The 12,575-nt window shown below is 43.8% G+C and carries 12 protein-coding genes; 5 read left to right on the plus strand and 7 right to left on the minus strand.

The annotated features are described in order from the left end of the window. Positions 1–4 precede the first annotated feature (4 nt). Both purM and purN read left to right on the plus strand, forming a co-directional pair. Positions 5–1,075 (plus strand): phosphoribosylformylglycinamidine cyclo-ligase, encoded by a 1,071-nt coding sequence (gene purM, locus AC13CK_RS12240; RefSeq protein WP_005247623.1) that lies wholly within the window; start codon positions 5–7, stop codon positions 1,073–1,075. Positions 1,076–1,081: 6 nt separating this feature from the next. Then, positions 1,082–1,711, plus strand: a complete 630-nt coding sequence (gene purN, locus AC13CK_RS12245) for a phosphoribosylglycinamide formyltransferase (RefSeq protein ID WP_425878870.1) — start codon at positions 1,082–1,084, stop codon at positions 1,709–1,711. Between the two features lie 64 nt (positions 1,712–1,775). On the opposite strand, the gene AC13CK_RS12250 is transcribed toward purN, so the two are convergent. Together AC13CK_RS12250 and sppA are read right to left on the minus strand one after the other, a co-directional pair. Next, positions 1,776–2,579 (minus strand): alpha/beta fold hydrolase, encoded by an 804-nt coding sequence (locus AC13CK_RS12250; RefSeq protein ID WP_336018509.1) that lies wholly within the window; start codon positions 2,577–2,579, stop codon positions 1,776–1,778. Continuing rightward, a complete protein-coding gene (gene sppA / locus AC13CK_RS12255; protein ID WP_004731760.1) occupies positions 2,576–3,598 on the minus strand; it encodes a signal peptide peptidase SppA in 1,023 nt (340 codons plus the stop codon). The genes AC13CK_RS12250 and sppA overlap by 4 nt, the downstream gene beginning before the upstream one ends. Before the next feature lie 125 nt (positions 3,599–3,723). Here sppA and AC13CK_RS12260 point away from each other — a divergent pair, with 125 nt between their 5' ends. Further along, the gene (locus AC13CK_RS12260; protein ID WP_005263498.1) at positions 3,724–4,698 is read left to right on the plus strand and encodes a lysophospholipid acyltransferase family protein; all 975 of its coding nucleotides are present in this window, start codon (positions 3,724–3,726) and stop codon (positions 4,696–4,698) included. Here the strand turns inward: AC13CK_RS12260 and AC13CK_RS12265 are convergent. From AC13CK_RS12265 to AC13CK_RS12275, 3 genes are all read right to left on the minus strand, one after another. Then, positions 4,687–7,149 (minus strand): DNA internalization-related competence protein ComEC/Rec2, encoded by a 2,463-nt coding sequence (locus AC13CK_RS12265; RefSeq protein ID WP_425878867.1) that lies wholly within the window; start codon positions 7,147–7,149, stop codon positions 4,687–4,689. The two genes, AC13CK_RS12260 and AC13CK_RS12265, sit on opposite strands and share 12 nt — an antisense overlap. An 86-nt stretch (positions 7,150–7,235) precedes the next feature. After that, entirely contained in the window at positions 7,236–7,919 is a 684-nt protein-coding gene (gene lolD, locus AC13CK_RS12270; RefSeq protein WP_004645694.1) for a lipoprotein-releasing ABC transporter ATP-binding protein LolD, read from the minus strand. Further along, entirely contained in the window at positions 7,912–9,147 is a 1,236-nt protein-coding gene (locus AC13CK_RS12275; RefSeq protein ID WP_004645695.1) for a lipoprotein-releasing ABC transporter permease subunit, read from the minus strand. Before AC13CK_RS12275 ends, lolD begins: the two co-directional genes overlap by 8 nt. A 26-nt stretch (positions 9,148–9,173) precedes the next feature. Here AC13CK_RS12275 and AC13CK_RS12280 point away from each other — a divergent pair, with 26 nt between their 5' ends. Further along, complete coding sequence (locus tag AC13CK_RS12280; RefSeq protein WP_004279140.1) at positions 9,174–9,737, plus strand: PilZ domain-containing protein; 564 nt, start codon at positions 9,174–9,176, stop codon at positions 9,735–9,737. A gap of 9 nt (positions 9,738–9,746) precedes the next feature. On the opposite strand, the gene AC13CK_RS12285 is transcribed toward AC13CK_RS12280, so the two are convergent. Both AC13CK_RS12285 and AC13CK_RS12290 read right to left on the minus strand, forming a co-directional pair. Beyond that, a complete protein-coding gene (locus tag AC13CK_RS12285; RefSeq protein ID WP_180181343.1) occupies positions 9,747–10,661 on the minus strand; it encodes a DMT family transporter in 915 nt (304 codons plus the stop codon). A 21-nt stretch (positions 10,662–10,682) separates the two neighbouring features. Next, positions 10,683–11,168 carry a YaiI/YqxD family protein gene (locus AC13CK_RS12290; protein ID WP_171260766.1) on the minus strand — a complete coding sequence of 162 codons (486 nt, stop codon included), beginning with the start codon at positions 11,166–11,168 and terminating at the stop codon, positions 10,683–10,685. A 249-nt stretch (positions 11,169–11,417) separates the two neighbouring features. Here AC13CK_RS12290 and AC13CK_RS12295 point away from each other — a divergent pair, with 249 nt between their 5' ends. Continuing rightward, positions 11,418–12,350 carry a hypothetical protein gene (locus AC13CK_RS12295; RefSeq protein WP_243475266.1) on the plus strand — a complete coding sequence of 311 codons (933 nt, stop codon included), beginning with the start codon at positions 11,418–11,420 and terminating at the stop codon, positions 12,348–12,350. The last annotated feature ends 225 nt before the right edge of the window (positions 12,351–12,575 follow it).

Consider the following 12,575-nt stretch of genomic DNA (forward strand, 5'->3'; position numbering starts at 1 on the left):
CATTATGAGCAACTCAACTTCTACCCCAAACACTGGTTTAAGCTACAAAGATGCAGGTGTCGACATTGAGGCGGGCGACGCGTTAGTCGATCGTATCAAATCTGTCGCTAAGCGTACCTCACGTCCCGAAGTTATGGGCGGTCTAGGTGGCTTTGGTGCACTTTGTAAAATTCCTAAAGGTTATGAAGAACCTGTTCTCGTATCTGGCACAGATGGTGTTGGTACAAAATTACGTCTGGCACTGAATTTGAACCGTCATGACACAATTGGTCAAGACCTGGTTGCAATGTGCGTGAATGACCTTCTTGTCTGTGGTGCTGAACCACTGTTCTTCCTTGATTATTATGCAACTGGTCACTTAAATGTTGATGTTGCTGCAAATGTAGTCACTGGTATTGGCGCTGGTTGTGAACTTGCTGGCTGTGCATTAGTTGGCGGTGAAACTGCTGAAATGCCAGGCATGTATGAAGGCGAAGATTACGATCTTGCAGGTTTCTGTGTCGGTGTTGTTGAGCAAAGTAAAATTATTGATGGCTCTAAAGTCAAAGCGGGTGACGTTTTAATTGGTGTAGCTTCTTCAGGTGCGCACTCAAACGGCTACTCACTGCTTCGTAAAATCCTGGACGTGAAAAACGTTGACCTGAATCAAATCGTCGATGGCCGCCCACTTGCAGATGTTGCAATGGAACCAACACGCATTTATGTAAAACCAATTCTTGAACTGTTAAAACACGTTGATGTCCATGCGATGGCACACATCACCGGTGGTGGTTTACCAGGTAACTTGCCTCGCGTACTTCCAAACGGCGCTCAAGCGCTTGTGAATGAATCTTCTTGGGAATGGCCTGAGCTATTCAAACTTCTACAACGCGAAGGTGGTGTAGAACAGTTTGAAATGTACCGTACTTTCAACTGTGGTGTCGGCATGGTCGTTGTGGTTGATGCAGCAGATGCAGACAAAACTGTTGAATTACTTAACCAGCTTGGCGAAAAAGCATGGGCAATGGGTCAGATTCAAGACAATGCTGAATCGGTTGCAGGTGCAGACGAAAAAATTCGTGTGATCTTCGCGTAATTTCGCATGATTAAAATTGCTGTACTTGTTTCAGGTAGCGGATCAAATCTGCAAGCCTTGATGGATGCCAATCTTTCAGGGCAAATTGTGGGCGTAATTTCCAATAAACCTGAAGCCTTTGCTTTAACGCGTGCACAACAGGCAGACATTCAGACTGCAGTTATTGAACACAAGCAATATCCGAATCGTGAAGCTTTTGATGATGTCATGCATCAACAGCTTTCGGACTGGGATGTAGATCTGGTGGTACTTGCCGGCTTTATGCGAATTTTAAGTGAAAAGTTTGTGAAAGCCTGGGAAGGCAAAATGTTGAACATTCATCCTTCCCTATTGCCTTATTATAAAGGCATGCATACGCATCAGCGTGTACTCAATACCGGTGATGTTCTGCATGGCTGTACAGTGCATTATGTTACGGCTGAGCTGGATGCAGGGCAAGCGCTTGCTCAAGGTGTTCTCAAGGTTTCTCACCACGATACGGTAGAAAGCTTGGCAACACGTGTGCATACCCTCGAACATGTGATCTATCCACAAGTTGTAGAATGGATTTGTAGCGGAACGATTCAACATACTGAAGATGGTGTGCTGTATCGAAATGAGAAAATGCAAGCGCCTGTTCAATTCTGCAAGTTTTAAAAAAGTTTAGAAATAAAAAACGCATCCTCGGATGCGTTTTTTTATTTCCAATACATTCGATGACTCAGGCAGACTGTTGCTGAATCAATTGCTTTACCAAGCTCGCGACTTGATCAGGTTGTTCCAATGGGAACATATGCCCGCCATCGACTACGGTAAAAGGAATACCAAACTTCTTTTGCACTTGCTGCGGGAACTTGCGGGCCAGAAATGGACCTTTCTCGGCAACGACCAAATGCACAGGAATTTTTGGTTTTGCCTGAGGCAACCACCATAGCGATGGATTGGTTCTAAAGACTGCCACCTCATCCATTTTAGGAATAGTGAGTTCTACCCCGCCTCGGATGGGATCCTCTTGCAAGGCATAATCAATATAAGCTTGGAAGCAATCTGCATCAAAATCCTGATAAAAACCTTTAGGGCGCAGCAATTCAGCGGCTTGTTCACGTGAATCCCAATGGTCACGACGGCGTTTGGACAGACCGGCTGGAGACATTTTATCCAAAGCTTTTAAGCGCAAAGTCTTGGCAATATGCAAGGCAAAGGCTTCTTTGCCCATAATCATCGGCGGGTCCAGCATGATCATTTGTGAAAATAGTTCCGGACGCTGCAAAGCCGCTTGCAGAGTTAACACGGACCCCAAAGAATGCCCCAGACCAATGACAGGTCGCCCATGTGACTGGCGCACAATACTGTCAATCACTTGCTGGGTCAGGCTTTTCCAGTGGTTATCAACCGGATAACGTTTATCCGGCCCCAAAAGCGGCACATAGATAATATCGTAATCATCTTGCAATCCATCAAACAGCTTTTGATAGACTTTGGATGGCACGCCATTGGCGTGCGCGAAATGAATCAATGGTTTCATTGCAGTGTTGTACTATTTTCTGACTGAAGCTTCTGTGCAACCGAAGAAGCAATTCCATCCCCAATCGATGAACCCATACGACCCAAGACTGATTCAAATGGACTATATTCAATGGTGTAATTCAACGCTTTTTCAGTTTTCAGTTCACGTTTCAAAGTATTTAAGCTACCGATACGATCCGCAATTCCTAATTTCACCGCCTGATCACCGGTCCAGAACAAGCCAGAGAAAATAGCAGGATCATTGGATTTCAATTTATTGCCACGTCCTTGTTTAACTGCATTAATAAAGTGACCATGCACATTATCCAGCACACCCTGTACGTGGGCTTTTTGCGCAGGATCAACCGGCTGAGTCATAGACAGCAAAGCTTTATTTTCACCTGAAGTCATGGTGCGATCTTCAACACCTAATTTTTGCAATAGATTAGTCACACCATAATTCGGCATGATCACCCCAATTGAACCGACCAAGCTCGATGGATTGACAATAATTTCATCCGCAGCTGAAGCAATATAATAAGCACCTGAAGCACCAGTATCGCCAATCACGGCATACAATTTTTTCCCAGAATGCTGTTTTTTCAGATACTGAATTTCTTGCCAGATTTCATCGGACTGTACCGGTGAACCGCCAGGTGAGTTGATATTCAGCACCACTGCTTTACTTTGTTTATTTTCAAAGGCTTTTTTCAATGATTTGATGGTATTGCTACTGTTGACGCTCTGCTTGTCGGCTGCAATCGTACCCACAATATCCACGACTGCGATATGCGAACCCGCAGCAGCGCTAGCATCTGAAGAAACTGAACTACAGCTTTTGCCTAATGCCAAAATGACAACAAGCAGATAAGCAAAAGTCAGAAATTTAAAGAAAATTCCCCAACGGCGTGCACGGCGCTGTTCTTCTACCGAAGCTAAAACTGCTTTTTCAAGCAATTTCCATTCCGGACCAGTCGGTTGAACTGGCTGTTGCGTATTTTGTATTTGATTTTCAGGTTTTGGTGGCCAATCGGACATAAATAATCCAATAAATTGATTTATATTGAATCCATTATATACACTGAATCGGGTAATTCTGTCTAAACAAAACGTTTTCGCCTATAATAAATTTTGTTCTCTTTTTTTGTACTTAGACGAAATCAATGACGAAACAGGGCTCACGGAATTCAGCTTACGGATTACTCAAATACATTAGCCGCCAACCGCTTCCGGTTTCTCGCTGGATGGCCCGTATTCTGGCCTTTATTGTGAACAGTTTTAAAGTCACTAAAACTTCGGAAGTCATTCGTCTCAACCTTGAAATCAGTCTTTCAGAACTGTCTAATCAGGAACGTGAACAGATTAACCGTGCTGCGGTTCGCAATGAATTAATGTCATATTTCGAGTTCTTTACTATTTGGGGCTCAAGCAATCAGAAAAATCTTAAACGCGTTCATCGCGTTATTGGCGAAGATCTACTTCATGATGCCATTGCACAAAATAAAGGCCTCGTGTTAATCGTGCCGCATTTTGGTACCTGGGAAATTATGAATGCCTATATTGCCCAGTTCACTTCAATGACCATTATGTATAAACCTGTGAAAAATCAGGCTGCAGATCAATTTGTACGGGCTGCCCGTAGCCGGGAACAGGCGCATCTGGTACCGACTGATGAATCGGGCGTCCGTCAGATTTTTAAGGCCTTAAAACAAGGCGGCACTACGGTCATCCTGCCGGATCATACCCCGAATATCGGTGGTGAATATATTCCCTATTTCGGCGTGCCTTTGGCCACGAGTAATTTGAGTGCTAAACTGATTCAAAAGACCAAAGCGCGTGCCCTGTTTTTATATGCCTTGCGTAATACTGATGATGGATTCGATATCTTTATCGAAACGGTTGATGAAAAAATTTATAGTGGCAATGCCAATCAAGGCACGCAAGTCATTATCAATAGTATTGAAAATTTAATTCGTCGCCATCCGGAACATTATCACTGGAGTTATAAACGTTTTAATGCGCATCAAGACTTAGGAAATCTCTATAAACTTGAACATGAACAAGCTCTGAACAAAGTAAATGCGTTGAGAACACAAGAACTACATGAAGTTTCGCCCATATTGGAATCAGTCACTTAAAGGCTGACGATACAACCACTGCCATCCATGTCGTTCGGCAGAAAGCACCAGTTTTGAGCCTTGTTGCTGGAAGTGCACACTCCCCTGTTCTGCCGTGGTCAATAATGGAATATTAAGAGCTTTTAACCGTTGCTGCGTCAGTTGGCTCGGGTGGCCATAACGGTTAAATTTCCCAGCCGAGGCAATCGCCAGTTTAGGCTGCAAAACTTCTAAAAATTGATAGGCTGAACTGTGCTGACTGCCATGATGGCCGAGTACCAGCACATCGACCTGAAGTTCGGGATAGTCTTGGAGCAGCTGATATTCAGTCTCCCAGCCCGCATCGCCCATCAGTAAAAAGTTTTGATACGGTCCGGCATTTTTGATTTGCAGATATACCACACAAGAGCGGTCATTTTTATTGAAGTTTGGCATATTTAACTGCTGCTGCCGAGGTGCCAGAATTTTAAAGTTAATCGTCTCAGACCATTGCCATTGCTGTCCTGCATAACAAAACTGAAAGCTTGAAGAAGCAGCTGTTTCAGGCATCTGATTGGATGACACTTGTCGGATGTTTAGTTGATCTTTAATGCTGTGATATGCACCGCTATGGTCCTGATCCAGATGGGTCAAAATCAGTTGATCCAGTTCCCCAACACCTTGCACAGATAGAAACGGCCTAATCACTTGTCGACCAATACTGAATTTTTCTTCATTATAATAACCACCCATGTCGATCATCATGCTCTTTTGCCCTTCCCGAATGAAGATGGCCTGTCCCTGCCCGACATCCAGAACAGACAGCTGAAATGCATGCTGATTAAGTTGAGGAATGCACAGTGGTACACAGGCAAGTGCTGTCCAGCTTTTGGGCACTAAGCCACGCGGTAAAAAGACAATTAATAAGCCCAAAATACATAGAGCAATCATCCAGACATTCATGGCCACAGGAATCAGTTGCGGTGCAAACAGCCGATCAAGCAGATTCAAAAATGCCAGCAGTATATGAATAAAAATATCATTGAGCTGAAACAGCAGACTCGAAAGTGGTTCAGAAATGAAAAATAATAAAGCCGCCAGAATATCTACGGGAACTATTAGCAGGCCAATCCACGGGATGGCTACTAGGTTGCTTAGCGGGGTAATCCAAGCCACCTGCTTAAAAAACAGCATCATTAAGGGAAACAGGGCCAGAAAAATTTTCCACTGCGACTCCACTAAAACTTTCATTGCAAAATACAGCCATTGTAATGCTGTTTGTATTGTTTGATGCGGTTGCTGCTGAATGGTTTGATAGATTCGCAGCAAGACAAAACAGGCTCCATAAGACAGCCAGAATGCGGCCGATAAAATACTAAAAGAGTCAAACAACAACAATAAGGCAGCACTTAAAATCAACAGTTTTAATGGCTGCACACTTTGCCTGAGCAACAGCGTAAAAGTCACAATCACACAAATCAGTAAAGTGCGTAACGCCGGAATTTCAAAACCGACGAAGGCACAATACAGCAGTACACATAATAAAAAAGGCAGACTCAAAAAATACTGCCTTGGCCATTTCAGATAAATCTGCGGTGTGTACCTTGAAATCAGATATTGCAACGTACCACAGACAATAAAGGCAAAGATCAGGACATGCGGTCCGGAAATCGCCAGTAAATGACTCATGCCAAAACGCTGGAATTTCTGCTCAGTTGCTTGATCCAAAAAACTTTCATCACCGCTTAATAAAGCCAGTAACAAGCCTTTCTGCTGTACCGGCTGTCTGGTCACAAACTCTCTTAAAGCCAGTCGCTGTTGCTCTACCCAAAGCAAAAATCGCTGATCCAACTTTTGTTGCTGGCGTAGATATTTGCCATGACCTAGTGCATAGAGTTGTTGCGGTTGCAACTCCTGAATGCTTTTGATCCGGAAACCGGCCATAACATTTTGCTGCAATGCCCACTTTTCTGCATCAAAAGCACCCGGTGTGGCATAACTATGGTTAGGTCTAATCTGGCCTTGTAATAAATAATAGTGTTCCAGTTCAAGAGTCTGCTGTTTGGTTTCATCATTTACTAAACTGGATGTGACAGGATCTGAAACTGGCAGAAAACCCATCCATTTGACTGTAGTGCCATCAGGGTTAAGCACATGCAGGGCTTGCTGGATATTCTGATCGCCCAGTTTATTCAGCTCTTTGATATAGACCACGATTTCTTTTTCAGAGACCGCGTGCTCTCGTTTGGATAAACGTTCAGCCAATTGCAGATTGGCATAAGCATGACCTAAAAATAGTCCCAAAAGCAGGCTTGATCCAGTGATCAACAAGCTTCGCAGTGGTGTATTCAAGATGAGCTTTAATTTATGGCAACACAGATACCACAACAGCGCAACGATCAAAACTGCCGTTCCGCTCAGTTGAACAGACAGGAAACTTTTCCCCATACACGCAAGGCCTAAAATCCAGCCAATACATAGCCACTGCAACATTGAATCTTATTCTGTCTTGTTATTATTTTGCCCAATAATAAAGCCCACCGGAGTGAGCTTCAATCAAATGCGAATATTCTCGTTATTTATGGTTCAATCCAGAGACCATCCTGCATATGTAAAATCCGATCTGCTGCATGGGCTAGCTGTTCATCATGCGTCACAATCAGCATCGCCATATTGAACTCACGTTGCAATTCGGTCAGCAGTTCAAAAATCTTTGCTGCAGTCTTGCGGTCTAGATTTCCGGTCGGTTCATCGGCCATCATCAGTTTAGGTTTACCGACCACTGCACGCGCCAAAGCTACACGCTGACGCTCACCTCCGGATAATTCACCCGGCTTGTGAGTCAGACGATGCGAAAGCCCAACACGTTCCAGCAAATATTCGGCCTGCTGTTTGGCTTCCTTAAACTTCATGTTGTCGCGTAACATCAGCGGCATGGCCACATTTTCCAGTGCCGTAAATTCTGGCAACAGGTGATGAAACTGATAAACAAAGCCCAAATGCTCATTCCGCACATAACCGCGTTCTGCTTCAGACAAGGTATCAAAACGGCGGCCATTCACCATGACCTGACCTGACGTCGGGCGATCCAATCCACCCAAAACATGTAATAAGGTACTTTTGCCTGAACCACTTGAACCTACAATCGAAACAAACTCACCTGCTTTTACCTGTAGCGACAAGCCGCGAATCACATCGACAGTGGCCTTGCCATCGGTAAAGGATTTGTGAATATTCTGGGCATCTAAAATCAGATTACTCATAACGCAAAGCCTCTGCCGGTTGAATTTTTGCTGCACGTAAAGCCGGATAAATTGTCGCGACAAAACTGAGTGCCAGTGACAAGCCTACAATCACCAAGACATCCTGCCAGCGCAGATACGAAGGTAAGTAGTTAATAAAATAGGCATCAAACATATTCAGGCCTAAAGTATTGTTGAGCCAGCCAATAAAGCTACTGATACTGGTTGCCGCAATAATCCCGAGGATGGCCCCTGCACAAGTTCCAATCACCCCAATCACGGTACCTTGCACCATAAAGATTTTGGTAATGGTGGCAGGTGAAGCCCCCAAAGTTCTTAAAATGGCAATGTCCGATTTTTTATCCGTCACCACCATCACCAGTGAAGACACAATATTAAATGCCGCCACCAGCACGATCAGGAATAAAAGCAGGCTGACCATGGCTTTTTCCATCTGAATCGCGCTGAACAGATTACCATGGGTATAAGTCCAGTCCGAAGCATAGAAATTCCCCGGCAAATCACGCACAATTTCCTGAGACACTTGTGGTGCCAGGAAAATATCATCCAGCTTCATACGCACACCCTGCGCACCATCCGGTAGACGCAGCAAGGTCGAGGCATCATTTAAAGCGATATAACCCATCATCGAGTCAACTTCAGCACCAATACTGAAGATTCCCACCACTTTAAAACGCTTGAAACGCGGGACGACACCAGCTGGTGATGGGGTGGCTTCTGGCAAAACCAGAGTAATATTGTCATTTAAACCCACACCCATGGCATCGGTCATTTGCTTGCCCAAAACAATACCAAATTCACCTTTTTTCAGGCTGTCGATACTGCCCTCAACCATATGGTTTTGTATAATTGAAACTTTTTTCTCATACTCGGGTTCAATCCCGCTGACCATAATGCCGGCGACCTGACCCTGTGCGGTCAGCATGCCTTGTAATTGAGTAAAAGGTGCGACTCCCTGAACATGCTCATGCCCTTCAATTTGCTTTGCAAGTTCTGGCCAATTTGTTAAAATTTGTGTTGAGGAAACAGTCGCTTGAGGTATCATTCCTAAGACACGATTCTTTAACTCTCGGTCAAAACCATTCATCACAGACAACACTGTAATGAGGACTGCCACACCGAGTGTGAGGCCGATCATTGAGACCAACGCGATAAAAGAAATGAAGTGGTTACTACGCCGTGCGCGAGTATATTTCAACCCTATATACAGCGAGATTGGTTTGAACATAACCATCTAGTCCGAGGTAATAAATTATGGAAAATGTACAGCATCCAAACGGATTTACGGAAAGACGCGTCATGTCTCGAATCGATGCTGCCTTACGAATTAATTATCAGATTATTTCCGATGATGTTGCCTTGAATGATCCTTACGATCCTAACTTCGTCTTGCCCCGCTATTTTCTACTACTTGCAGAACTAGATCAATTTGATCATGCGGTTAACTACGAATTAGAACAATTATCTGAAAAAGATCAACAAATTGCTCGAATCTTATCCTTATTTAATCAAAAGTTAAACCTTATTACCGGTTCTTTGTATGACGCAATTGTACAAAGCATGTTACCTGTACCAGAGCAAGTGAACTTTTCAGAAACCGGTTTTAGTTTCTTTAATGAGCGCCCTATCGCTGAAGGCACCTATCTGCACGTGACTTTGAGTCATCCGGAAAATTTCTTCCATATTGCAGCAACCGCTCAGGTGGCCTACAGTCGCGAAGAAGAAAATGGCAAATATCGGACTGGTGCATATTTTATTACCATGCATCCCCAAGACCGTGTCAAACTGGGTGAATGCGTCAAGGCTCACTTTGTTTAAATTACTGCTTTAGTCAGTGCTGCTGGGTGATGAAAGGCGAGCGTTATAGCTCGCTTTAATTTCTCTGGAAAAATATAACAACAAACCAGCCAGTAAGATAACGACACCGAAGACAGCCCCACCCGATAATTTTTCATCATTCAGAATCACCCCGACAAATAAGGCCAGCATCGGCGTCAATACGGTGGTCAATGACAAAGTGGTCGCCTTGATTTTCTGCACCAGTTTAAAATAACAGAACATCGCAATCAGGGAAGCCATGATTACAGCATAACTGAGTCCAATCAGCGATTTAGCCTGCGGAATCTGGGTCGGTGCAAATTGCCAGATAAACGGTAACATGGCACAGGCCATGACCGCTGAGACGGCAATAGAACCGGCCGCTTGCGCCATGGGTTCTAAAGGTGCATTGACTTTTTTCACCCAGAACATCGAAACGCAGTAAATAAAAACACTGAGCAACATCAGGCCTATCCCGATCGGCTGAATATGCTGATCTTTGCCACCCACACAGATAATGCCCAGACCCAGCAAGGCAATCGCCATACCACCCCACTGCGAAGGATAGAGCTTAAGCTGAAATACAAAACGGCCAATTAAACCGGTAATAATCGGCGCCAGTCCGAACATCAGGGCAATAATGCCTGAACTCAGATAATCCGTGGCCAGATAAGTGAAAATCTGTGAGCCGATAAAACTGCATGCGCCAGCCAGGTAACTGTGCATGGATAATTTATCTAAGGGAAAACGGGTTTTAAATAGCCACAACAAGGCAAATGCAAAAGGCAAAGCCAAAAAGAAACGCAATGCCAAAGCCCAGAGCGGATGCAAATCCGTCACACTCCAGACAATCGCCAGCGGTGTCGTCGCCCAGATAAAAACCAATAAAAGATAGGTGGCAATCATATTGGTTTGTGTGGGCATGCGAGTCACTCTGAATAAGGCTTAAAGCGCGGAAGTTTTACGTTTTTGTTTTTGGATGGTCTGATCGAGTGCGCTGGAAAATTCGCGTTTATCCCGTTCTGAAATCGGTGGCGGACCGCCCGTTTGCACGCCCGCTCCGCGTAAGCTGTCCATAAAATCGCGCAGATGTAAGCGCGCTTTGACATTGGCCGTAGTATAAATTTCACCACGGGGATGAATCGCAATTCCGCCTTTTTCAATCACTTCCGCAGCCAAGGGAATATCTTGGGTCATGACAATATCATGCTCTTTCATGCGCAGAATAATCTCTTTATCCGCAGCATCCGCCCCACTCATCACCTGAATTGAATTAATTCTGATCGAAGGAGTTATTCCGACTGGTTGGTTGGCAACAAAAGTGACTTCTAGCTGATAGCGATCCGAAGCACGAATAATCACATCTCGCAGAATACGGGGCAATGCATCGGCATCGACCCAAAGTTTGAATGGCAACACAGGGCTTCCCATTAAGGTATAAATCATGGTTATTCTAGCAAATTGCAGTGATCAGGTTGATGATTAAATCGCTCCATTTTCATTGCATCTGTCATCAATATTTTAAAAAGTATGTGCCCGGTAAAACTGGCATGATTCACGCGAGAAAAAAATTGACTTCATTTGACTGGCATTTTAATTTTAAAATTCATTCGATTGACTTGAAAAATCGCAATGACCCTCGATTAACTATAAATACATCATCCAAGATCAATTGTGCATATGAAAAATCAGAATAGCCCAGAGATCATCACCATTGATGATCAAAATTTCGGTAGTCATGTCGAACATTGGACCTTGCTCACCGACAACCCTGGCACAGATGTTCCACAGTGGTTAGGCAAAGCTCTTGATGAACCAATCATGCCGATGGGCCTTTGTACACAAGAATGTGATATGGATGCAGAGACCTGGCTGATTCAGGGACCGAGCAAAGCTGCGGTACAGTTGAGTCAAGTGATTGCCGTTGAAAACAACAAACCTCAAGCGGTAAAAACTGCATTTCCGTGCTTTGACAGTCCTTATCAGGTGAAAGCCACGATTGACCGGATTATTAGCTGTAAATCCAATACTCAGGCTGTATTGCGCTTGAATCTGGGTGCTAACAATATTATTTACGCTTTCGATAGCCTGTATAGCGTCAATCACCCGCATTATGAAAAAGACCAGTCCTATGTGGTGAATCTGAATGGCTGGGCCTATGAACTTGAAGCGGTCGCAGATCATGAGCATCTGGTGGTTGATGATCCGGCTTCGATCAAGCACCACCGTGCCTTGAATGATATTCTGGCTGCCAATAATGGGGTAGCTCCGGACAATTTGCAGGAACAGATTGATGCTTGGCAGCCGCAGTCTGAAGAAGATAAAGAACCTGTAACCGTAGATTTTTCTAAAATGGTGGCCTATTTATACGGCGAAACCATGGGTCAGGAAGATGAAGCCTGGTTTCAAGGCAATATTGTCGGTAAAACGACTATGCAGTTTATGGGTCAGGACTACACTCTGTATGATGTCACCCTCATTCATGATGAAGGCCAGCCTGCGACCTTGATCCGGATTGCAACGCGGAATGACCAGTTCAAAAACTTCCAGATTGGCCAGTATATTCGTGGCAACTTGTGGATTCAGGCCAATATTTATAGAAAAGTGTCTTAAGTTCAAACATATAAAGAAGATATTCATTTTGATGGGTATCTTCTTTTAATCCATCTATATTCTTATTTGTCATTTTAATTTTTGATTATTTTTTATACATATTTTCTGGCTTAATAATCTATTTAAATTCATTAAAAACCGAGTTATCCACATTTTTAAATTCAAATAACTTCATTTTAAATATTTAAAATAACCTTAAAAATCTTGTAAAAATAAGCGTTTGAT

This window comes from Acinetobacter sp. L-24 (assembly GCF_056857555.1).